The sequence below is a fragment of the Dyella sp. CR10 genome, assembly GCF_055814425.1.
Map to the genome: position 1 here is coordinate 4,843,163 of NZ_CP185986.1, position 23,130 is coordinate 4,866,292.

General features: G+C 68.2%; 18 protein-coding genes. 3 read left to right on the forward strand and 15 right to left on the reverse strand.

All coding sequences use genetic code 11. The features are described 5' to 3' along the window. From ilvB to ACNR9O_RS21805, 11 genes are all read right to left on the reverse strand, one after another. Positions 1-1,878, reverse strand: a complete 1,878-nt coding sequence (gene ilvB / locus ACNR9O_RS21755) for a biosynthetic-type acetolactate synthase large subunit (protein ID WP_473684823.1) — start codon at positions 1,876-1,878, stop codon at positions 1-3. A 62-nt stretch (positions 1,879-1,940) separates the two neighbouring features. After that, positions 1,941-2,963 (reverse strand): ketol-acid reductoisomerase, encoded by a 1,023-nt coding sequence (gene ilvC / locus ACNR9O_RS21760; RefSeq protein ID WP_473684821.1) that lies wholly within the window; start codon positions 2,961-2,963, stop codon positions 1,941-1,943. Next, positions 2,960-4,666: a dihydroxy-acid dehydratase gene (gene ilvD / locus ACNR9O_RS21765; protein ID WP_473684819.1), complete on the reverse strand. Its 1,707-nt coding sequence runs from the start codon at positions 4,664-4,666 to the stop codon at positions 2,960-2,962. Before ilvD ends, ilvC begins: the two co-directional genes overlap by 4 nt. A gap of 180 nt (positions 4,667-4,846) precedes the next feature. After that, positions 4,847-5,944, reverse strand: a complete 1,098-nt coding sequence (gene leuB / locus ACNR9O_RS21770; RefSeq protein ID WP_473684817.1) for a 3-isopropylmalate dehydrogenase — start codon at positions 5,942-5,944, stop codon at positions 4,847-4,849. After that, a complete protein-coding gene (gene leuD / locus ACNR9O_RS21775; RefSeq protein WP_473684815.1) occupies positions 5,941-6,525 on the reverse strand; it encodes a 3-isopropylmalate dehydratase small subunit in 585 nt (194 codons plus the stop codon). Before leuD ends, leuB begins: the two co-directional genes overlap by 4 nt. Next, the gene (leuC, locus tag ACNR9O_RS21780; RefSeq protein WP_473684813.1) at positions 6,522-7,937 is read right to left on the reverse strand and encodes a 3-isopropylmalate dehydratase large subunit; all 1,416 of its coding nucleotides are present in this window, start codon (positions 7,935-7,937) and stop codon (positions 6,522-6,524) included. Before leuC ends, leuD begins: the two co-directional genes overlap by 4 nt. Beyond that, complete coding sequence (locus tag ACNR9O_RS21785; protein ID WP_473684811.1) at positions 7,934-8,875, reverse strand: branched-chain amino acid transaminase; 942 nt, start codon at positions 8,873-8,875, stop codon at positions 7,934-7,936. The genes leuC and ACNR9O_RS21785 overlap by 4 nt, the downstream gene beginning before the upstream one ends. Then, complete coding sequence (locus ACNR9O_RS21790) at positions 8,872-10,479, reverse strand: 2-isopropylmalate synthase (protein ID WP_473684809.1); 1,608 nt, start codon at positions 10,477-10,479, stop codon at positions 8,872-8,874. The genes ACNR9O_RS21785 and ACNR9O_RS21790 overlap by 4 nt, the downstream gene beginning before the upstream one ends. A gap of 703 nt (positions 10,480-11,182) precedes the next feature. Next, the gene (thrC, locus tag ACNR9O_RS21795; RefSeq protein ID WP_473684807.1) at positions 11,183-12,526 is read right to left on the reverse strand and encodes a threonine synthase; all 1,344 of its coding nucleotides are present in this window, start codon (positions 12,524-12,526) and stop codon (positions 11,183-11,185) included. Next, positions 12,523-13,506, reverse strand: coding sequence for a homoserine kinase (locus tag ACNR9O_RS21800; protein WP_473684805.1), 984 nt, complete (start codon positions 13,504-13,506; stop codon positions 12,523-12,525). Before ACNR9O_RS21800 ends, thrC begins: the two co-directional genes overlap by 4 nt. Beyond that, entirely contained in the window at positions 13,503-14,567 is a 1,065-nt protein-coding gene (locus tag ACNR9O_RS21805; RefSeq protein WP_473700834.1) for a homoserine dehydrogenase family protein, read from the reverse strand. Before ACNR9O_RS21805 ends, ACNR9O_RS21800 begins: the two co-directional genes overlap by 4 nt. 253 nt (positions 14,568-14,820) lie before the next feature. On the opposite strand from ACNR9O_RS21805, the gene ACNR9O_RS21810 reads away from it, so the two are divergent. Continuing rightward, positions 14,821-14,979 (forward strand): hypothetical protein, encoded by a 159-nt coding sequence (locus ACNR9O_RS21810; RefSeq protein WP_473684801.1) that lies wholly within the window; start codon positions 14,821-14,823, stop codon positions 14,977-14,979. A 56-nt stretch (positions 14,980-15,035) separates the two neighbouring features. Continuing rightward, positions 15,036-15,569, forward strand: coding sequence for a DUF2501 domain-containing protein (locus tag ACNR9O_RS21815; protein WP_473684799.1), 534 nt, complete (start codon positions 15,036-15,038; stop codon positions 15,567-15,569). Positions 15,570-15,807: 238 nt separating this feature from the next. Here ACNR9O_RS21815 and ACNR9O_RS21820 read toward each other — a convergent pair whose 3' ends face one another. Then, a complete protein-coding gene (locus tag ACNR9O_RS21820; RefSeq protein WP_473684797.1) occupies positions 15,808-17,790 on the reverse strand; it encodes a bifunctional 2',3'-cyclic-nucleotide 2'-phosphodiesterase/3'-nucleotidase in 1,983 nt (660 codons plus the stop codon). A 213-nt stretch (positions 17,791-18,003) separates the two neighbouring features. On the opposite strand from ACNR9O_RS21820, the gene ACNR9O_RS21825 reads away from it, so the two are divergent. Beyond that, on the forward strand, positions 18,004-19,707 hold the full coding sequence (locus tag ACNR9O_RS21825; protein ID WP_473684795.1) for an LTA synthase family protein: 1,704 nt from the start codon (positions 18,004-18,006) through the stop codon (positions 19,705-19,707). 110 nt (positions 19,708-19,817) lie between these two features. On the opposite strand, the gene ACNR9O_RS21830 is transcribed toward ACNR9O_RS21825, so the two are convergent. From ACNR9O_RS21830 to ACNR9O_RS21840, 3 genes are all read right to left on the reverse strand, one after another. Continuing rightward, positions 19,818-21,839, reverse strand: a complete 2,022-nt coding sequence (locus tag ACNR9O_RS21830; protein WP_473684793.1) for an alkaline phosphatase family protein — start codon at positions 21,837-21,839, stop codon at positions 19,818-19,820. A gap of 109 nt (positions 21,840-21,948) precedes the next feature. After that, complete coding sequence (locus ACNR9O_RS21835; RefSeq protein WP_473684791.1) at positions 21,949-22,548, reverse strand: NapC/NirT family cytochrome c; 600 nt, start codon at positions 22,546-22,548, stop codon at positions 21,949-21,951. 1 nt (position 22,549) lies between these two features. After that, positions 22,550-23,128 carry a nitrate reductase cytochrome c-type subunit gene (locus tag ACNR9O_RS21840; protein WP_473684789.1) on the reverse strand — a complete coding sequence of 193 codons (579 nt, stop codon included), beginning with the start codon at positions 23,126-23,128 and terminating at the stop codon, positions 22,550-22,552. Positions 23,129-23,130: the final 2 nt, after the last annotated feature.

A 23,130-nucleotide genomic window follows, 5' to 3' on the forward strand; every position in this document is an offset into this window, starting at 1 on the left:
TCAAAACATGTCGCTCGCGGCGCCATCGGTATTCACCGCGTCGCGCGAGGCGATGTGGTCGCCGGTGATCATCTGCGCATAGGTCGCGCCGGGACCGACCATCGGGTACACACCGGCATCCGGGTCGATCATCACTTCCAGGAAGGCCGGGCCAGGGTGTGCGAGGAAGTCGGCGATCGTGGCGGCCAGCTCCTCCTTGCGCTCCAGTCGCCGCGCCCATTCGAATCCGTCGGCCTGCGCGGCCTTGATAAAATCCTTGCGATGCAGGCTCTTGTCGGAGGACGCGAAGCGGCCGCGGAAGAACAGCTTCTGCCACTGCCGCACCATGCCGTCGCCGATATTGTTGAGCACGACCACTTTCACCGGCAGGCCGTAGGTCGTGACGGTTTCCAGCTCGCCGAGATTCATGCGGATGCTGGCATCGCCATCGATGTCGATCACCACCGCGTCGCGCCGCGCGAACTGCGCGCCGATCGCCGCGGGCAATCCGAAGCCCATCGTGCCCATCGAGCCGGAACTGAGCCAATGCCGCGGCTCGCGGAAGTCGAAGTACTGCGCCGCCCACATCTGGTGCTGGCCGACGCCGGTGCTGATCACCGCGCGGCCCTGCGTATGACGATTGATCTCTTCGATCACCGCGTAAGGCTGGATCAGCGGGCTGGCGCGGTCGTAGTCGAGGGCGTGGGCGCGCTTCAGCTCCGCCACATGGCGGTGCCACGGTGCGTAGCGTTCGGCCAGCCGGTCGCGCCAGCCGTGACGCTCGCCCCACGCACGCAGCTGGGTGAGGGTGCGCGACAGGTCGCCGGTGTGATGCCAGTCGATCGCCTTGACCTTGCCGATCTCGGCGGGATCGATATCGATCTGCGCGACGAACCTCGCCAGCGGCGCGAACTTGTCCGGCACGCCGGCGACGCGATCGTCGAAGCGTGCGCCCAGCGCGAACAGGAAATCGCAATCCTCCACCGCGTAGTTGGCGTAGGCCGTACCGTGCATGCCCAGCATGTGCAGCGCGAGAGGTTCGGTCGTGTCGTACGCACCCAGGCCCATCAGGGTGGTGGTGACGGGCAGGCCATAGTCGGCGACGAACGCGCGCAAGGCCTCGGCGGCTCCGGACGCGATGACGCCGCCGCCGGCGTAGATCAGCGGGCGCTTCGATTGCGCCAGCGCTTCGAAGAATGCCGTGCATTGCGCGTCGTCCAGGACGGACTGCTCCAGCCGTTGCAGCCGTGCGCGATAGCCGGGCATCGGCAGCAGGCCCTCGCCGTGGAACGGCAGCAAGGTGTTCTGCACGTCCTTGGGGATATCCACCACCACCGGGCCGGGCCGGCCGCTGCGCGCGATTTCGAAGGCGGTGCGCAGCGTGGCTTCCAGCTTTTCCGCGTCGGTGACCAGGAACACGTGCTTGGCACACGCGCTCATGATGTTGGAGATCGGGGCCTCCTGGAACGCATCCGAACCGATCGCGGTGGTCGGCACCTGGCCGCACAACACCACCATCGGCACCGAATCGGACATCGAATCGCGCACCGGCGTGACCATGTTGGTGGCGCCGGGCCCGGAGGTGACGATGGCCACGCCGACTTTGCCCGACGCGCGCGCATAACCGGCGGCCATGAAACCCGCACCCTGTTCGTTGGCCGGCACGATCAGCGGCATCGGCTCGCCGCCGTTGGGCCCGATGTGCGTGGCGTTGTAGCGGAACACGGCGTCGTATACCGGCAGGATCGCGCCGCCGGAATAGCCGAACAGCACGTCCACGCCCTCGTCAGCCAGTACCTGTACCACCACCTCGGCGCCGCTCATACGCAAGGCATTGAGGGGATGAGTGGCGTCGTCGGCGTGCATGGCGTCGGCGATGTCCGGCAGCAGGGCGTTCATGGTGTCGCGAATCCTCATCGAAAAAGAAAGCCCCTCGCCGTCGTGGCGAAGGGCGGGGCGGGTCAACCGGTTTTCTTCAGCGGTTCGGCCGCGGGCTTGGCCGCCGCGGCGCCGGCCTGCAGCCACGACATGCGCGCGCGCAGCTTGGCGCCGACCTGCTCGATCGGGTGCTCCAGGTCCGCCTGCTTGAAGCGCTTGTAGTTGGGCAGGCCCGCCTGGTACTCGGCGATCCAGTTGCGCGCGAAGGTGCCGTCCTGGATGTCCTTGAGCACGTCCTTCATGCGCGCCTTGGTGCCGGCGTCGATCACGCGCGGGCCGCTGACGTAGTCGCCGTACTGCGCGGTCTCGGAGACGAACTCCAGCATGCGCGCGATGCCGCCTTCGTAGAACAGGTCCACGATCAGCTTCAGTTCGTGCAGTACTTCGTAGTAGGCGATCTCCGGCTGGTAACCGGCTTCCACCAGGGTCTCGAAGCCGGCCTGCACCAGCGAGCTGGCGCCGCCGCACAGCACGGCCTGCTCGCCGAACAGATCCGTTTCGGTCTCTTCCTTGAAGTCGGTCTTGATCAGCAGCGCGCGACCGCCGCCGATGCCGTCGGCGTAGGCCTTGGCCTTGGCTTCGGCTTCGCCGGTGACGTCCTGGTGGATCGCCCAGATGCTCGGCACGCCGCGGCCGATCTCATACTCGCGACGCACCAGCGCGCCGGGGCCCTTCGGCGCGACCAGGATCACGTCAATGTCCTTGCGCGGCTCGATCTGCTTGAAGTGCACGTTGAAGCCGTGCGCGAACAGCAGCGCCGCACCGGGCTTGATGTTCGGCTCGATCGCTTCCTTGTAAAGCGCCGGCTGCACCATGTCGGGCGTCAGCACGGCGACCAGGTCGGCACCGCGCACGGCGTCGCCGGGCTCGGCCACGTTGAAGCCCTCGGCGCGCGCCTTCTCCCACGAAGGGCCGCCCTTGCGCAGGCCGACTACGACGTCCAGGCCGGAATCGCGCAGGTTGAGGGCGTGCGCGCGGCCCTGGCTGCCGTAGCCGAGCACCGCGATGCGGGCACTGGCCAGGGTGTTGTTGGAAGACGTGCTCATGCGGTGACTCCTTCGGTAGCGGTGACTTGGACGTGTTTGGGGGTGGAGACAGCGGTGTCGGGATGGGTGGTGGCGCCGTCGGAGGCGGAGCCGACCAGACGCGCGTACTTGGCCAGCGCGCCGGTAGTGACCTTGGGCGCGGGCGGCGTCCAATGCTTGCGTCGTTCGGCCAGATCGGCGTCGGTCTCGATCTCGCGCAGGCCGGCATCGATGCGGATGCGATCGCCGTCGCGCAGCAGCGCGATCGGGCCGCCGCGCACCGCTTCGGGCGCCATGTGCCCGACCATGAAACCGTGCGTGGCGCCGGAGAAGCGGCCGTCGGTGATCAGCGCCACGTCGTCGCCCAGGCCACGTCCGATCAGCGCGGCGGTCACGCCGAGCATCTCGCGCATGCCGGGGCCGCCGGCAGGTCCTTCGTTGCGGATCACGACCACGTCGCCCTTGGCGATGCGGCCCTGCTGCACGGCGGCGAAGGCATCCTCTTCGCTTTCGAACACGCGCGCGGTGCCTTCGAAATGCGTGGCGCCCTTGCCCGCAAGCTTGAGAATGCAGCCCTCCGGCGCGAGGTTGCCGTACAGGATCGAGTAGCCGCCGCGCGGCTTCAGCGGCTTGGCGATCGGATGGAACACATCCTGCTGTTCGGCGCGCGGCGCGGCGGCGGCTTCCTCGAACAGGCTGCGGCCGGTGACGGTCGGCGCGTCGTCGAGCATGCCGGCGGCGATCAGCTCCTGGGCCACGCGCGCGCTGCCGCCGGCACCGAACATCTCCACCGCGGTGTAGCGTCCGCCCGGCAGCAGGTCGGCGATCACCGGGGTGTGCCTGGAGGCCGGCTCGAAGTCTTCCAGTGTCCACCGCGCGCCAGCCTCGCGGGCAATCGCCAGCAGATGCAGCACGGCGTTGGTGGAACCGGCCGTCGCGGCGACCATGCGCGCGGCATTGCGCAGCGAGGTGCGATTGATCAGCGCGCGCGGCGAACGCTGCTCGCGCAGGCAATCCATCACCAGTTCGCCGCAGCGGCGTGCTGCCGCGGCCTTGGCCGGATGCGTGGCGGGGATGTCGTTGAAGCCCATCGGCGACAGGCCCAGCGTGGTCAGCACCATCGCCATGGTGTTGGCGGTGAACTGGCCGCCGCAGGCGCCGGCGCCGGGACAGGCGTCGCGTTCCACCGCGGTGAGCTCGGCATCGTCGATCTTGCCCGCGCCGTGCGCGCCGACCGCCTCAAACACTTGCTGGATGGTGATCGGATGGTTGTCGTGCGTGCCATGCGCGATGGTGCCGCCGTACAGCGCCACCGCGGGGATGTCCAGACGCGCCATCGCCATCGCGGCAGCCGGGATGGTCTTGTCGCAGCCGCACAGCACCACCATCGCGTCCAGACAGTGGCCATCGACGGCCAGCTCGATCGAGTCGGTAATGACTTCGCGGCTGATCAGCGAGGCACGCATGCCCGGCGTGCCCATGGCGATGCCGTCGGTCACGGCGATGGTGTTGAACTCGATCGGCGTGCCGCCGGCGGCGCGGATGCCTTCGGCGACGTGCTCGGCCAGCTCGCGCAGGTTGAGGTTGCAGGGGCTGACGTTGGACCAGGTATGCACCACCGCCACCAGCGGCTTGGCGATGGCGCCGTCGTCCAGTCCGGTGGCGCGCAGCATGGCGCGCGCGGGGGCGCGGCCGGCGCCGGTCTTGATGAGGTCACTGCGCATGGAAAGAAAAACTCCCGGTTGCATAACAGCGTGTGGCGGGAAAGGTTGCTCCCCCTGCGCGCAGGGGCACGCGGGACAGGGCGCGGGGAGTGGCGGTCACTCGGGGCGGAGTGAGCGGCGCCCTCGATTCCCGCTGCGCGCAGGGAGAAGCAGACGGCGCGGAGGCCGCGTGGGCGAACGTCAGCCGCACGCGCGTGCTCCGCTGAAAAAGGCTTCCGAGTTGGCGACGTGTTCGTCCAGCGCCGCCACGACCGCTTCGCGGATCGCCGCGGTGCCGGCGTCGCCACCGATGTCGCGGCTGCGCGGGCCGTGTTCCAGCACGTGCTCGATCGCCGCCTCCACGGCCCCGGCCTCTTCTTCCAGGCCCAGCGAATGGCGCAGCAGCATCGCGGCGGACAGGATCGCGCCGACCGGATTGGCGACGCCCTTGCCGGCGATGTCCGGCGCCGAGCCATGGATCGGCTCATAGAGACCGCGCGTGCCGTCGCCCAGCGAAGCGGAAGGCAGCAGTCCCAGCGAGCCGGCCAGCGCGGCGGCTTCGTCGGTGAGGATGTCGCCGAACAGGTTCTCGGTGACCACCACGTCGTAGTTGGCCGGCTGGGTCAGCAGCAGCATCGCCATCGAATCGACCAGCTGATGTTCCAGCTTCACATCCGGATACTCGGCAGCGATGCGCTGCACCGTGCTGCGCCACAGGCGCGAGGTTTCCAGCACGTTGGCCTTGTCCACCGAGGTGACTTTGTGGCGGCGGCCGCGCGCCAGCTCGAAGGCACGGCGCACCACGCGCTCGACCTCGGCCACGGTGTACTTGCACTCGTCGGTGGCGGTGTCGGCGGTGCGCGTCTTGGCGCCGAAGTAAGCGCCGCCGGTGAGTTCGCGCACGAACAGCACGTCGACGTTGCGCAGCTTGTCGTTCTTCAGCGGCGACAGCGCAGCCAGCGCCGGGTGCACCTGCAGCGGACGCAGATTGGCGTACACGCCCAGGGCGGCGCGCAGCGCGAGCAGGCCCTGTTCGGGGCGCACCTGCGCCGACGGATCGGACCACTTCGGACCGCCCACCGCGCCCAGCAACACCGCGTCGGCGGACTGGCAGGCGGCCAGCGCGGCGGCCGGCAGCGGTTCGCCGGTGGCGTCGATGGCGCAACCGCCGATCAGGTGCTCTTCGTACTCGAAGCTGTGGTCGTAATGAGCGGCGACGGCGTCCAGCACAGCCACGGCGGCGGCCGTGACTTCCGGGCCGACGCCGTCGCCGGGCAGGGTGACGATGCGAGCTTTCATGCGGCTTGCTCCAGATGCTGTTCGTAACGAGTGATGGCGTCGCCGTGCTGCAGCAGGTAGCCCAGCTGGTCGACGCCGTTGAGCAGGCAATGGCGGGCGAAGGGTTCGAGCTGGAACGGAATGCGCCCGCCGTCGGGCAAGGCGATGTACTGGCCTTGCACGTCGATGGTCAGCTCGGTGCCGGGATGCGCCAGCAGCCAGCGGTGCTCGGCGTCGGACACCACGATGGCCAGCAGGCCGTTCTTCAGCGCGTTGTTGCGGAAAATGTCGGCGATTTCGCTGCACAGCACCGCCTGGATGCCGTAGTCGAGCAGCGCCCACGGCGCGTGCTCGCGCGACGAGCCGCAACCGAAGTTGCGGCCGGCGACCAGGATCGAGCAGCCCTTGGCTTGCGGCTGGTTGAGCGGAAACGCCGGGTTGTCGCTGCCGTCGGGCAGATAGCGCCAGTCGTTGAAGCACAGCTTGCCCAGGCCGGCGCGTTCGGTGGTGGTGAGGAAGCGCGCGGGGATGATGCGGTCGGTGTCGATGTTCTCGTCGGCCAGGACCGCAGTGCGGGAATGGATGCGGGTGATCGGCTTCATGCGGCGGCGGCCTCATTCATGTATTCGCGCGGATCGGCGATCGAACCGGCCAGCGCGGAAGCGGCGGCGGTGGCCGGGCTGGCCAGCACGGTGCGCGCGCCCTTGCCCTGGCGGCCTTCGAAGTTACGGTTGGAGGTGCTCACCACCAGCTGGCCCGGCTGCGCCAGGTCGCCGTTCATGGCGATGCACATCGAGCAGCCCGGCACACGCCATTCGGCGCCGGCCGCGGTGAACACGTGATGCAGACCTTCGCGCTCGGCATCGCGGCGCACCGCTTCGGAGCCGGGCACCACCAGCATGCGCACGCCATCGGCGATACGGCGGCCGCGCAGGATTTCGGCGGCTTCGCGCAGATCCGACAGGCGCGAGTTGGTACAGCTGCCGACGAACACTACGTCCACCGGCGTGCCCTGCATCGGTTTGCCCGGCTGCGCGCGCATGTAATCCAGCGCGCGGGTTTCCTGCGGCGAACGCGCGGCCGGCACGGGCGCGTCCATGGCGATGGCCATGCCCGGGTGTGTGCCGTAGGTGACCGTGGGCTTGACCTTGCTGGCGTCGATGCGCACTTCGCGGTCGTAGCTGGCGCCGGCATCGGTGCGCAGCGTTTTCCATCGGGCGACCGCCGCCTCCCACGCCGCGCCCTGCGGCACGCGCGGGCGGCCCTTGAGCCAGGCGAAGGTCGTGTCGTCCGGTGCGATCAGGCCCGCGCGCGCGCCGGCTTCGATCGACATGTTGCATACCGTCATGCGCTCTTCCATCGACATCGCTTCGATGGCTTCGCCGCGATACTCGATGACGTGGCCGGTGCCGCCGTCGACGCCGATCTCGCCGATGATGTGCAGGATCAGATCCTTCGCGCCCACGCCGCGGGGCAGTTGGCCGTCGACGTAGATCGCGAGCGTCTTGGCCTTGCGTTGCAGCAGGCACTGCGTGGCCATCACGTGGCCCACTTCGGTGGTGCCGATGCCGAAGGCCAGGGCGCCGAAAGCACCGTGGGTGGAGGTGTGGCTGTCGCCGCAGACGATGGTCATGCCCGGTTGCGTCGCGCCCAGCTCGGGGCCGATCACATGCACGATGCCACGCTCGCTGCTGTCCCAGCCGTGCAGCTCGACGCCGAACTCGCGGCAGTTCGCTTCCAGCTGCGCGACCTGGGCCTTGGCCTCGTCGTTCGCGTAGGGGCGCTCGCCCTTGTCGTTGGCGGGCAGGGTCGGCGTGGAGTGATCGAGCGTGGCCAGCGTGCGGTCCGGGCGGCGCAGCTTCAGGCCACGCTCGCGCAGTTCGCTGAAAGCCTGCGGCGAGGTGACTTCGTGCACCAGGTGCAGATCGATGTACAGGATCGCCGGCGTATCGGCGGTTTCGGGCGCGACCAGATGCGCGTCCCACAGCTTCTCGAATAGAGTGCGTGCGCTCATGCGGCCACCTGCTCGGCGGCGTGCGCGTGCACGGGCGTCAGCCAACCCCAGCGGTCATCCGTCGTGCCGTCGAACAGGCCGAAGAAGGCTTCCTGCAATGCGCGGGTGATCGGGCCGGGACGGCCGGTGCCGACGGGCTTGCGGTCGACCGAACGCACCGGGGTGATCTCGGCGGCGGTGCCGGTCATGAACACTTCGTCTGCGGTGTACAGCGCTTCGCGCGGCAGGTCGCGCTCTTCGACCTTGATGCCCAGATCCTCGGCCAGGGTCATCACCGTGTCGCGAGTGATGCCGGCCAGGATGCCGGCGCTGGTCGGCGGCGTCAGCAGCTTGCCATTCTTCACCACGAACACGTTCTCGCCGGCGCCTTCGCTCAGCAGGCCGTTGTGGCCCAGCGCGATGCCTTCGGCGTAGCCGCCGCGGCGCGCTTCCAGGCCGATCAGCTGGCTGCTCAGGTAATTGCCGCCGGCCTTGGCCCAGCTCGGCACGGTGTTCGGCGCCGGACGCTGCCACGAGGACACGCACACGTCCGCGCCCTGTTCGCGCGCATCGCCCAGGTACGCGCCCCATTCCATCGCCATGATCGCCACGTCCACGGGCGCGCCGGGCTTGGGCAGCACGCCCAGGCCGCCAGCGCCGCGGAACACGATGGGACGCACATAAGCGGACCCCATGCGGTTGGCACGGATCACTTCCATGCAGGCTGCATTGATTTCGTCTTCGCTGAAGCCGATCTCGATTTCGTACACGCGTGCCGATTCGAACAGGCGGCGCGTGTGATCGGCCAGGCGGAAGTAGGCCGGCCCCTGCGGCGTGGCATACACGCGCTCGCCCTCGAACACCGAGGAACCGTAGTGCAGCGCGTGCGTGCTGACGTGGACGGTGGCTTCGGTCCACGGCTTGATGTGGCCGTTGTGCCAGAGGAAAGGCGTGGTCATGCGGTGACTCCTTGGGCTTGCGGTTGCGTGGCGGGCGCCGGTGGCGCTTGTCGCTCGATGCGGTTGACGATGGAAAGCGCGGCCAGCGCGGTGGCCTCGACGATGTCGGTACTGACGCCGTTGCCGCGCCAGTCGCGGGTGGCATGGCGGGCGGTGAGCTGGGCCTGGCCCTGCGCGTCGCCGCCTTCGCTGACGGCGCGCACCTGGAACTGGGTGAGCTCCAGGCCGGTGCCGGTGGCGCGTTCGATCGCGCGCAGCACCGCGTCGACGGGACCGTCGCCGATCGCCGCTTCGCCGATCTCGCGGCCGTCGTCGTGAGCCAGGCGCACTGATGCTGATGCGCTGCCGCCCAGGTGCGACGTGGTGTTCAGCTGCACGATGCGCCACGGACCGGCGGCGTCCGGATCCTGGCCCAGCGCCAGGGCTTCCAGGTCTTCGTCGTGGACTTCGCGCTTTTTGTCGGCAAGCGTCTTGAAGCGGGCGAAGATGCCGTCCATCGCCGCTTCGTCCGGGCTATGGCCCAGTGCCTGCAGGCGCGAGCGCAGCGCATGGCGGCCCGAATGCTTGCCCAGCACCAGCTTGGTCTCGCCCATGCCCACGTCTTGCGGACGCATGATTTCGTAGGTGCCGCGATGCTTGAGCATGCCGTGCTGGTGGATGCCCGATTCGTGCGCGAACGCGTTGTCGCCGACAATGGCCTTGTTGCGCGGCACGGCCTGGCCGGTCAGCTGGGTCAGCAGGCGTGAAGTCTGGTACAGGCGGCGCGCATCGATGCGCGAATCCACGCCGAAGTACGGGCCGCGCACGCGCAGCGCCATCACCACTTCTTCCAGCGAAGCATTGCCGGCGCGCTCGCCGATGCCATTGATGGTGCATTCGATCTGCCGCGCGCCGGCGCTCACTGCGGCGAGGCTGTTGGCGACGGCCATTCCTAAGTCGTCATGGCAGTGCGAGGAGAACACCACGCGCTCGGCGCCTTTCACGTGCTGGCGCAGATAAGCGAAACGCTCGGCGATCTCGGCGGGGGTGACGTAGCCGACCGTGTCGGGCGCGTTCACCGTGGTGGCACCGGCGGCGATGGCGGCGCTGAACACTTCGGCCAGATAGTCCGGTTCGGTGCGCATCGCGTCTTCGGCGGAGAACTCGACCTCGTGGCACAAGGCTTTCGCGCGTTCGACGGCGGCGACGGCCGTATCGATCACCTGCTGCTTGCTCATGCCCAGCTTGTGCTCGCGGTGCAGCGGGCTGGTGGACAGGAACACATGGATGCGCGAGTGATGGGCCGCCTGCAGCGCGCGGCCGGCCGTGTCGATATCGCCAGGCTGGCAGCGCGCCAGGGCGCAAACGGTGGAGTGGCGCACGGCCCTGGCGATCTCGGCGACGGCGGCGAAATCGTCGGGCGACGCCTGCGGAAAGCCGGCTTCCATCACGTCCACGCCGAGCGCTTCGAGCGCATGCGCCATGCGCAGTTTGGCGCGTCGGTCCATGCCGAAGCCGGGCGCCTGTTCGCCGTCGCGCAGGGTGGTGTCGAAGATGCGCACGCGATCATCGGCTACTACGCCGTCCTCGCTGCTGTCGTTGCTCTGCTGGGTTTCGTGGTTCATGTCGGCTCCGCTGCTGGCGCTTCGCCGAGGGCAACAAAAAACCCCGCATCCTTGTCGGGTGCGGGGTTCTTTGGGGTATCTAGGTCAGTTTTGCTTTACCTGGACACACGCCCTCAGCCCGCACCTCCGTTGGTAATAAGGAGTACGAGTACAAGGGCAAGAAGGAGGTTGCCGCGAAGCCGCAGCAAGCCACCCGCCGTCGGAGGACGGCTCTTCTTGGGGGTGCTGGCGGTGGTGTTGCGATGCGACATGCAGTCGACCCTAAGGGGCCGGTCCGGGTGTGTCAACAGTTTCTTATGAAATAATCAAAAAAAGTTTGCTCGATCACATTTGGACGTCCAGATGGCTGGATGAGCATCCGCGACACTCGACGTCATCTATGGGGTACGTACCGTGGCGTACGTAGAAAGTGCTGAAAATCCCGGGGAATGGCGCGAGGCGCGCCGGAGGATCGCTGGTCAATTCGCCGTGGATCAGCAGCTTGCCAGGATTGGTACGGCAGGTTTTGGCGCGGTCGAACGAGACCGGCCATCGTCTTGGAAAGACCAAATCCGGCATGCCGGGCGGGGCTGCCGCGGAGCACAAAATAAAGCCCCGGCCGATATCGGCCGGGGCGCAGGTCGAACATCAGGCCGGGGCTCGGTGCCTGGCCGCGCGGTCGTTCACCAGAACCAGGGTTGGAGATCGCCCATCATGAGTGCTCCTACGAGTTCGCCGAGACGTGCATCCTGACCGGCGCGCGTGCCGTGGTCATATCGAGCAACCAGGCCTTCAGCGCTTCGTCGCTGGCCTCCAGCGGTTCGGCGTGCGCTGGCCGGGCGAGCATAGCGGCAAGTGCGGGCGGCGTGGGCACGCTGCGTCCGATCAGCGGTTCGATGACGCTTTCGAACTTGGCCGGATGCGCGGTCGACACCACGGCCCAGTCGTCCTGGCGCTCACGCTGGTCGAGCTGGTGCATGGCGGTGGCCGTGTGCGGGCAGAACACTTCGCCGTGCGCGGCGTGCTCGAGCACGGTGGCGCGAATGGTCGCGTCGTCCACGCTGTGGGAAGAAAGTCGACGGCGCAGTTCCTCATCGTGCGGAAAGGTCCAGCGCAGGCGTTCGAAATTGCTCGGCGCGCCGACGTCCATGGCATTGGCCAGCGTCGCCACTGCCGGCCGCGCCGCATAGGCGGTGCCGGCGAAGTAATCGGGCAGCGTGCGGTTGGCATTGCAGGCCAGCTCGATCGCGCCAACCGGCAGTTCCATCTCGCGCACCCAGGCGCAAGCCAGCGCATTGCCGAGGTTGCCGGTGGGTACGATGAAGTTGAGCGGACGGCGATGCTCGCGCCACCAGCGCAGCGAGGCGTGCGCGTAGTAGGCCATCTGCGGCAGCAGACGGCCGAGGCTGATGCTGTTGGCGGACGACAGCGGTCGACGCGCCTGCAGTCGGGCATCGTTGAGGGCGGCCTTGACCATGCGCTGGCAGTCGTCGAAGCGACCGGCCACGCGCAGCGCGCGCACGTTGTCGCCGAAACAGCCGAGCTGGTGTGCCTGGCGTGGCGAGACGAGGCCGTCCGGGTAAAGGATCACCACTTCTACACCAGGCTGACGATGGAACGCGGCCGCCACCGCCGCGCCGGTATCGCCGGAGGTGGCGACCAGGATGGTCAGCGGCGGCGCACCGGCCGAGCGCAGGCGGCGGAAACAGCTGGCCAGAAAGCGCGCGCCGAAATCCTTGAACGCCGCGCTGGGCCCGTGGAACAGCTCCAGCATCGCCGCGCCCGGGTGACGGGCGAGCGGGCGCAGCGGTGCATCGAAGGAGAACGCCTCGCGGCAGATCGCCGGCAGTTCGGCCGCCAGCGGATGGCCGGCGAAGAACGGCCGCAGCAGCTGCGCTGCGGTATCGGCGAGGCTTGCGTCCGGGTCGAAGCTGGCCGGATCGAGCCGCGGCAGCGCCTCTGGCACGTACAGTCCGCCGTCCGGCGCCAGGCCCGCGGCGATCACCTCGCCGATGCCGGCGTCGCCGGCCGCGCCGCGCGTGCTGTGATAAAGCAAGGGTTCGCTCATGCGCCATGCTCCGCGTCGACCAGCGCGGCGGCCGGTCCGTTGATCGGAGACACCAGCGTGTCGCTGCCCAGGCCGGCCTCGGCGAAGGCGGCGGCCATGGCCGCCGCGGCCGCCTGCGCTTCCTCGCGCCGTTCGAACCAGCCGAACACGCTGGGGCCGGCGCCGGAGATGCTGGCGCCCATTGCGTGATGATCCATCGCCGCCTGCTTGACCCGCGTGAAACCGGGGATCAGCGGCGCACGGCGCGGCTCGACCAGCACGTCCTCCAGGCCCTCGCGCACCAGGGTGGCGTCGCCGCGCCAGCAGCCGGCCAGCACCAGTGAGAGGTTGGCGCTCTGCGCGACGAACTCCTTCAGCTCGTACGCACCGGCCAGCGCCGCGCGCGCCTTGCGCGTCTCCAGCACCATGTGCGGATGGACCAGCGCGCAGTGCCATGCCTCCGGCACCGGTACGCGTACAAGGCGGTCGCGCGTGGCCAGCACCAGGCCACCCAGCAGCATGGGGCCGACGTTGTCGCCGTGGCGGCCGCCACTGGCCACCGCTTCGCCTTCCAGCGCGAAGCCGTAGAGCGCTTCGGCCGGCAGTGGCCGTTCCAGCAGCGCGTTGGCGGCGACTAGCGCGGCCACGCAGGAAGAGGCCGAGCCGCCCATGCCCGAACCCAGCGCGATGCCCTTGTGCAGCACCAGCTCGAAACCGTGGCGCAGACCCAGCGCCTTGCGCAGCGCCATCAGCGCCATGCCGGCGGTGTTCTGCGCGGCGTCCAGCGGCAGGTCGCGCACGCAGCCTTCGATGGCGGCGATGCGCACCACCGGCTCGTCGATGCGGCGTACTTCGGCGCGGTCGCCGGCGCCGGCCACGCTGTGGCCGAGAATGTCAAAGCCGATACCCACGTTGCCGACACTGGCCGGCGAGAGGGCTTGGGCGGAAAGAGCGCGGCGGGGTGAGCGGGCCATCGGTTCCATCATCAGTTGAGCGTTCATGCGCGCGCCTCCAGCGACTCGGCGATGCGCAGCAGGTCGCCGAACACGCCGGCAGCCGTCACTTCCGGCCCGGCGCCCGGTCCCTGCACCAGCAGCGGATTATCGTGGTAGCGGCGCGTGGTGAATTGCACCACGTTGTCGGTCAGCCGCGTGTGCGCGAACGGGTGAGATGCGGGCAGCACGGCCAGTTTCACGCTGGCGCGGCCGGCGCGATCCAGGCTGGCGACGTGGCGCAGCACGCCACCTTCGGCGCGCGCGCGCGCCAGGTGCGCCGCCATCGGCGCGTCGAGCTCGTGCAGGCGAGCCATGAAGGCTTCGGCATCCAGCGCGGCCAATTCGGCCGGCACCAGGCTCTGCACGTCCACGTCGCCCAGCGACAGCGCCCAGCCCGCTTCGCGCGCGAGGATCACCAGCTTGCGCGCCACATCCAGGCCGGAGAGGTCGTCGCGGGGATCAGGCTCCGTATAGCCCAGCGCATGCGCTTCGCGCACCAGCGCCGAGAACGGATGCGCACCATCGTGGCGGTTGCACAGCCATGCCAGCGTGCCGGAGAACATGCCATCGACGGCGAGCAGCTCGTCGCCGGTATCGAGGAGGTCGCGCAGCGTCTGCACGACCGGCAGACCCGCGCACACCGTGGCTTCGTAGCGCAGGCGCGCGCCGGCGCGGCTGGCGGCGCGGATCGCATGCCAGCGCTCCAGCGGGCCGCTGGCGGCGAGTTTGTTGGGGGTGACCACGTGAACGCCCTCGGCCAGCCATTGGGCGTAATACGAGGCCACTTCTTCATTGGCGCTGCAGTCGATCAGCATGGCGTGGCGTCCGTCGTCGCCGAGTACGTGCCGCGCGAACTGGCGCAGGTCTGCGGGACGCCAGGTCTGGGCGCGGTCGCAGCGATAGTTGAGGTCCGGGTCGTCGCAGTCCAGCCACATGCGCTTGCTGGCGGCGACGCCGCATAGTTTTAGTTCCAGGCCGGCTTCGGCGAGGCGACCCTGCGCCGCACGCAGCTGAGTGAGCAGGGCGCTGCCGACACGACCGGGGCCGATCAGACCCACGGCCAGCATGCGGCGGCGGGGAATGGTCGTCGGCAGCGCCCGGGCAAGCACGGGCTGTTTGGGATGTTCCAGTTGAGGGGCGAGGGCGTTCACGGTGGTCTCCTTGGGTCGGGAGCCCCGTTTCTCGCTGGCGGTTCGGTGTGGGCCGGCCCGCCTCTTCGAGAGGGCGGGGCCGTTGCGTGTGAGAGGTTACTCGCGCGCGGACACCCACCCGTGGCCGGTGGTACCGGTACCGGTGGTAATGGTCGTGGCGGAGGAAATCATGGCGCCGGCCAGCGGCATGCGCCCGGTGCGAACCGGGTTCGAAGGCATGCGAGCGGGCGAAAGAAGAGGCGGCATGGAATCGACCATACGGGTCATGCTGCACCGCAGTCAACAGGTGCAGTTGAAACTTTACGTGTACGAATGTGTTCCGGCCTGACACGGACATAACGGGTCCGGGTGTTGAATGCGCGCACCTTGTGGACGGAGAGACCCATGAAAAAGCGCATCGGCAGCGTCGCCACGGCCGGCCTGGCCCTCGTTCTCGGCCTGGCCTGCGGGACGGGCAGCGCGCAGGACCTCGGCAAGCTCGGCGGACTGCTCGGCGGCGGTGGCGGTTCGATGGCGTCGGGCAGCATGGGCAACGTCGCCGGCCTGCTGCAGTACTGCGTGAAGAACAACTATCTCGGCGGCGATTCCGGCGCGTCGGGCATCAAGGACCAGCTGCTCGGCAAGCTGGGCGCAGGTGGAGGCGCGGCCTCCAGCAGCAACGCCTCGTCAGGCGGCAGCGACATGCTCGGCAGCCTGATGGGCGGCAAGAAAAAGAAGGGCGCGAGCGCCTCGTCGGGCGGCGATCCGACCCGTGATCCGAGCTATCTCAGCGGCGCCAAGGGCATCCTGCAGGGCAGCAACGGCAAGAGCCTGGACCTGTCCAGCGTGGGCGGCGGCTCGAGCGACCTGAAGTCGCAGCTCACCACCAAGGTGTGCGACACGGTGTTGAAGCAGGGGAAGGGGTTTCTGGGGATGTAAGGCGGTCCGGCGTGAAATCCTTCTCCCCTCCGGGGAGTACGCGGGGAGAGCACATGGATGTGCTCTGCTCTGAGGAGCGAGGAAGGTGGCGGCAGCCGGATGAGGAGTGGGTGCTCGAGAAAGAAGTTCTACGGAGCGAGGCACGCTCAGGCGTTCCCGCTTCTACGCTCCGTAGGTCCCCCTCACCCCGACCCTCTCCCCGCAGGGGAGAGGGTGGTGGAGGGCGGGGCTCGGTTGCTTACTTCGACAAATCGATCGCGTACACGGCCGTGCCGTCGCCGTTGTCCTTCAGCTGGCGCACGTTCTTCAGGCCGACTTCCCGCGCCACCTCTTCCTTGCCGGCGGCGCCCTTGAATACCACCGGGCCGCGCGTCTTCACCGGCGCGAAGCGCCAGGACGTCTTCGGCAGGCTCTTCGCATCGAGCGTGTGCTGGCGCTCCAGCCATTTGGCCAGGATCTCGCGCGTGCCATCCGGCGCGGCGAGCACGACGTTCTTGCCGTCCAGGCCGGGGAAGTTGCCGCCGCCGCTGGCGCGGTAGTTGTTGGTGACCACCACGAACGGCTGTTTCGGATCGACCTTCTTGCCCTTCCAGCGCAGGTCGACGATGCGTTCGCCTTCCGGCCGCGTCACGTCGATGACGTAGCTGATGTCGCCCTGCAGCTGGTCGAAGTTGTAGCCGGGCATGCGGTCGTTGAGCAGCGGCTGCTCGCCGGCGGCGGCCGGATCGATGCGGCGGAAGCGTTCGGCCGATTTCTCCAGCCACGCCTTCAGCCCGGCGCCGTCGGTTTTCACCGCGGCCAGGGTGTTGGGATAGAAGTACAGATCGGCCGCGCTGCGCAGGCTCAGCGGGCCGGCCGGCACGTCGGTGTAGTCGTCCGGGCCGCCGAAGCCGGTGCGGAACGCGGCGGCGGATGCCACCACCGGCACGCCGGCCAGTTCGGGATGAGTCTTGGGCAGTTCCGCCTGCACGTAGTCGCGCTGCGCGGCGTTCACCGCGGCCAGCGCGGTCATGTTGCCCACGTCGGCGAAATAGCTGCTCAGGCGCAGGCGGGTTTCGCCGATCGGCGTGCTGACATGGGCCACCGCCGCTTCGTGCGCCTTGGCCACCAGCGGAGCGATGGCCGGGTCGGCCGGCACGCAATCGTTCTTCTTCGGGCAGATCGGACGCACTTCGCTGTGGGTGTTGTCCTTATCGATCGTCCAGTGGCCGTCGCGGCGCGCGAGCGCCAGCTTGACCACGCCCAGGTCCTTGCCGAAGAAGCCGCCCATCACCGCCGGCACGCCGCGCACGAAACCGCGCTCGGCATCCACATCCTGCATGCCCTTGTAGTGCGGCCCCGGGAACTCGGTGTGCGAGTGGCCCAGCAGCAGTACGTCGATGCCCGGCACCGCGGCGAGGTACCAGCCGCCGTTCTCCATCTCGGAGGTGTAGGTGGCCGTGTTGAGGCCGCCGTGCAGCACGGCGACGATCAGATCGGGATGCTGCGCTTGCAGTTCCGGCAGGTATTTCTTCGCCGCTTCCACCACGCCGGTGACGGTGACCTTGCCTTCCAGATTCTGCTTGTCCCATTCCAGGATCGGCGGCGGGGTGAAGCCGATGATGCCCACCCGCAGCGGCACGCTGCGTTTGCCGTCCGGCGTATCGACCTGGATGGTCTTCTCCACTACCGCCCACGGCTTGAAGATCGGCGCGCCGTCGCGGGCGCTGAACACGTTGGCCAATACCAGCGGGAAGTGCGGACCGGCGCAGCGATCGGTGCGGCCGCCATCCACGTTCATCGCCGTGCCGGTGACCTGCGACAGGAACGGCAGGCCATAGTTGAACTCGTGGTTGCCGGCCGTGCCGCCGTCGTAGCCGACGGCGTCCATGGCCGCGTACATCGCCAGCTCCTCGCCGCAGCCCACCGGCTTCACCTGGGCCTGGTAGTCGGCCAGTACGCTGCCCTGGATGGTGTCGCCGCTGTCGAACAGGAAGCTGTTCGGAAACTGCTGGCGCGCCTGGCGGATCAGGGTGGCGGTGCGCTCGTAGCCCACCGAGGTGTCCGGCTTGAGCTTGTAGTAGTCGTAGCTCAGCACGTTCGAATGGATGTCGGTGGTCTCCAGGATCGCCACCTCGGCGCGACTGCCGTCCGGCAGGCTCACAGGCTTGGTCGCCTGGCTGGCGCAGCCGGCCAGCAGCACGGCGGTGAAGGCGGCGAGGGGGAGGCGGCGGAACGGCATGGTGGATTCCCTTGAAGACGAACAAGCCGGCCAAGCTAGCAGATCGGCATGTCCGGCGACGCTCCGTCGCTGGCAACGGCGGCTGAACCCTTTCCTGGCGCGGCCTGACCGTTACCTCCGGTTCTGTCTGTGAAGGAAATGAGAACGTAAGATGGCGCCCCGATGACACGCCGGCCGGAACAGGGGGCCACGCAACCTATGTCGAGAATCCCGTTGCGCCTCACGCGGAACAGCGTGGCGTGGCTGTGCGCGACCCTGTTCTTCGCCGGCTGCGTGCGCGCCACCGCCGGCCAGGAGCCGGTGCTGCAGCAGCAGGGCTTCGTGTTCGCGTTGATGCTGTGCACCTTCGGGGTGCTGCTGTTCGCCTTCGCCCGCGTGGCCACCGCGCTGGTGGTGAGCGGCGCGCTGTTCCTGGGTCTGGATTTCATCTCGGAGCTCAAGCAGCAGTATCTCGACGCGCCGCTGATGCCGTCGGATTTCGTCTATTACCTGCGTTCGAGCCTGGTCGAGACGCTGGCGCACTATCCGCATCTGTGGGAGCTGGCGCTGGGCGTGGTGATCCTGGTCCCGCTCGGGTTGTGGCTGGTGTGGCGCGGCGATCGCCACATGCTGGCCGGCCTGTCCAGGCCCAGGGCGTTCGCCGTGCGCCTGGGCGGCGCGGCGGCGTGCGCCCTGGCGTTCTGGGTCTGCCTGCTGCCGAACGGGCCGTTCGCCCAGGTGCACGCGAGGAACGCCTGGCAGAAGCTGTCCGACGAAGCGCAGCTGACCAACTTCTTCGTCAACCTGCAGGACTCCAACGTCACCCTTCCGCCCATGACGGACGACGCGCTGGCCGAGCAGGAATGGGGCGCCACGGCTCATGGCGGCCCCGGCGCGGCGCAGCCGCCGTATCCGGACATCGTGCAGGTGCTGGAGGAAAGCACCTTCGATCCCTCCAACTTCACCGCGTGCGACGTGCCGCAGTGCCGTGCGCAGATGTTCAAGCCGGACCAGCGCACCGTGGCGCACGGCCCGCTGCGCGTGCATACCTTCGGCGGCGGCACCTGGGTGAGCGAGTTTGCCGTGCTCACTGGCATGCCGCAGGACATCTTCGGCCCCGGCGGCATGTACGCACCCTACGTGCTGTCGCCGCACGTGCGCGACGCGCTGGCGCAGCAACTGCAGCGCCTGGGTTATCTCACCGTGGCGATCTATCCCACCAACGGTGCCTTCCTCAACGGCCGCAACGCCTATACCGCCTATGGCTTCGACCAGTTCTACGACGCCAAGGACCTGGGCCTGGACGAGTGGGAGGAAACCGATGCGCAGATGTTCGAGGCGGCCAAGCGCGCCTACGACAAGGTGAAGAAGCCGGGACAGCCGGTCTTCATGATGATCCTCACCCTGGCCCAGCACGGCCCGCACGACCTGGATCCGCTATCCACGCTGCCGGCGCCGTTCAATCGTCCGCTGCTCAAGAGCCTGGCCGAAAAGCCATCGTTGAACTTCAACACCTATCTTTCCAACCTGCGCCAGTCGGATCTGGCGATGACGCAGCTGGAGAAGATGTTCCTGGATCGCCCCGAGCCCACCGTGCTGATGCACTTCGGCGACCATCAGCCGTCCTTCAACGGGTTGATCCGCGAGATGGCGCGCACCTGGCCGGCGCCGCTGCAGTCCTACAAGGACTACCTGACCTACTACATGATCAAGAGCAACGTCCCCGGCCGCCGCCTGCCGGATTACCCGATGCTCGACATCGCGCATCTGCCCAACATGGTGCTGCAGGCGGCCGGCGTGCCGATGGATCCGTACTTCTCGGCTGCGACCGTGCTGCGCGAGCGCTGCAATGGCCTGTACACCGACTGCATCGACCAGGATCTGGTCAAGTCGTACCACGCGTGGACGTTCAATCACCTGCACGTCTACGAAGAATGAGCCGCGCTTCGCGTAGGGTGGGGTGAGCCGAGGGCGAACCCCAACGCGAAAGCCTCATCTATATCGCCATGTTGGGGTTCGCTTACGCTCACCCCAACCTACGCGATGCGTCAATGCCGCTCGGGCTTGGCGTAGTCGAAATACGTCCAGCGCTTGCCGTCCGCACTCTCCAGCTGCTTGAGCTGCAGCGTGAAGCTGTAGCTGGAACCCGACAGCGCCGTGCCGTCCACACGCTGCATGCTGAGGCCGGTAGCGGGTTGGGCGGGATGCAGCGCCGTCGGCGTCACGCGGTAGCTGTCCGCCGTCTTGCCCTGCGCACCGCTCAGCGCTTCCTGGAGCACGCGACCTTGCGCCTGCGGCAGCTTCAGGCCCAGCAGGGCGGCGATGGTCGGCGCCACGTCGACGTTGCCGCTGGGCAGCGTGTCGCGGAAGCCGCCGCGGAAATTCGGGCCCGCGGCGAGCAGGGTGTTGTGCACGTCGATCGGGCTGAAGCTGCCGTGCTCGCCGCGCTCGCTGGGCGACTCGGGAAACACGGTGGAGTACTCGGTACCGCGGAAGCCCTGGATCGTCGCGTCGGCATCCCAGGCGTAGCTGACGATGATGTCCGGGCCGCGCGGTGCGTTCTCCAGATGCACGTTCTCGGCCGGCAGCGTGCCGGGCAGGTTGCCGTAGCGCTTGGCCACGAACACCGCCGCCACGTATTCGCGCGACTGCAGGAAGCGCACCGCACGCTTCACCACGTCGGCATTGTGCTCGGGCTGGTAGAAGTACTCGGTACCGCCGTTCGGCGCGGTCACCAGCGCGCCCTTCGGCAGAGTCTCGGGCACCACGTAGCTGGGCGTGGTGTACGGACCGGGCTTGCCGCAGAGGCGACCGTCGTCGTCGAAACGCGTCGGCACGAGCTGCGTGCCGTCGGCGCGGATGCCGCTCATCACCGGCGAATAGACGCAGCCCAGGCCGTCGAAGGCGGGAATGCCCGCGCGCGTGGTCAGTTCGTGCGCCATGCGGATGCCGCCGGAGACCGAATAGCCCCAGTCGTTGTCCACGCCGGCGACGCGGCCGTCGTTGATCTGGCGTAGCGGAAACAGATCGCGCGGACCGGCGATGTTGCTGTGGCCATGATCGGAGACCACGATGACGTCGGTGTCTTCGGCCATCCCCAGCTCGCGCAGCTTCGCCTCCAGCTGGCCGAGCAGCGCATCCTGAGCCTGCAGTGCGAGATGGAATTCCGGCGAGCCGACGCCGTAGATGTGCTGGGTGGTGTCAGGGTTGCGCATCCACACCACGCTGAGGTCCGGCTTGTGCCGCGGCAGCACTTCGTCGAGGTAGACCTTCATCATCCAGGCGTTGGCCGCGGTAGGCGGCGTGTCGCCGCCGGCAGTAGCGTCGCTGGTGGCGCCGTCCTTGAGCTTGGCGGCCTTGCCGCGCTCGGTCGGGTCTTCGTTCTCTTCGCGCAGGGCGACCTCGCCGTCGGCGTAGACGTTCGGCGTGGTCTTGGGCAGCGGATAGCCGGCCTGCTGCAGTTCCTTGGCGAACGACAGCGGCAGCGCGGTCTTCTCGTCGAGCAGCAGGCCGACCTTGTCCGGATCGCCATGGTTGGGCAGGCGGTAGTTCTGCAGGAAAGCCGCGCCGGATTTGCCGATCGCCGCGGTCTTCAGCCCCGCCTTCTGCGCGGTGGCGAACAGCGTGGGCAGTTCCAGCAGATCGCCCTTGCTGGCCTTGTCGATGGCGCGCAGCACCAGGTCGTCTTCCACGTAAACCGCATTGCGGAAGTTCACGTCCTCGCCGCCGGAGGTACGGGTGCTGGGTGTGGTCTTCAGGCCGGTCTCGCGCGCCGCCCAGAAGCGGTTGCCGTAGAAGCCCAGCGGACCGGGAAAACTGCCCGTAGCGAAGGTGGAGGCGTTGGCCATGGTGAAGGTGGGATAGGTCGAGTGGTTGTCCTCGAACCAGGTGCCGCGCTTGGCCAGCGCCAGCAGGTTGGGAGTGTCTTCTTCGCTGACCGCGTCAGGGCGCATGCCGTCCCAGACGAACAGGATCACCCGGTGCGGAGCCGCCAGGACGGGGCTTGCGGCCGCAGTGGCCAGCAGGACGGTGGCCGCGGTCTTCAGGGCGCGGCGGCAGAGCGGAGACATCGGAACCTCGGCGGTGAGAAGCGGAGCCAGCCGGCCATGCTGGGCAAGGCATGTTGCAGTTTGGTGTCGGTAGGTGAGTCCTTCTCCCCTCCGGGGAGAAGGAACGACGCTACCCCTGCGGTATGCCCCGCATGTCCGGCAGGTGATGCGCGATGCCCTTGTGGCAATCGATGCAGGTTTTCTCACCCGTGCCGAGCCAGCGTTTGTGGATCGCGGCCGAGCGCGGCGATTGCCGTGTCAGGTCCATCGACGCGTAATTGTGGCAGTTGCGGCATTCGAGCGAGTCGTTCGCTTTCAGCCGCGCCCATTCGTGTTCGGCCAGCACGAGCCGTTCGTCCAGGAATTTCTGCCGCGTATTGATGGTGCCGAAGATCTTGCCCCAGACCTCCTTGGAGGCCTGCATCTTGCGCGCGATCTTGTTGGTCCACTTATGCGGCACATGGCAGTCGGGACAGGTGGCCCGTACGCCGGAGCGATTGCTGTAGTGGATCGTGCTCTTCAGCTCCTGGAACACGTTGTCGCGCATCTCGTGGCAACTGGTGCAGAACGCTTCGGTATTGGTCGCTTCCAGCGCCGTGTTGAACGCGCCCCAGAACATGATGCCGGCGATGAATCCGCCCAGCGTAAGGAAGCCCAGGCTGTAGTGGACGCTGGGCCGGCGCAGCGTGTGCCAGAAGGCGATCGCCCATCGCTTGATCCATGCCCACATGTCAGTTCGCCTTCTGCTCGGACAGCACGGTGTCGATGTCCTTGAAGCCGTTCGCCACCAGCGGCTTCGCATCGGTCTGCACGACGTGGCACTGGTTGCAGAAATAGCGGCGCGGGGAAATGGTGGCGAGGAACTGGTCGTCGCGGTCCATGTAATGGGTGACGCTGATCGGCGGCGCCTGGAACTTGTCGGCGTTGGCGCGCGCGTGGCAGAGCATGCAGCGGTTGGAGTTGCGGTCGATCTGGTAGTTGTCGATGGTGTGCGGGATGGTCGGCGGCTGCATCGGGTAGGCGCGGTTGCGCTTGATGTCGGCGTTTTCCACCCGCGCCATCGGCGGCGGCGCGATCTCCTGGTCGAGGGGCGCGCCGCGGCGGAGCGCATCGAGCCCCGCACCGGCCGGCACGGCGGTGCCGGGCGGCGCCTGTGCCACCGGCGCGGCGGAAGCGGCCGCGCCGGGCACGGCGGCCTCATGCGGTGCACCGGCAGGGCCTATGGGTTTGTGCGAAGCCACGAAGGCCAGGACCGAAGCCAGTGCGAGGACCACGACGGCGCTGGCGACCAGGCGAGACGTTTTGGACATCG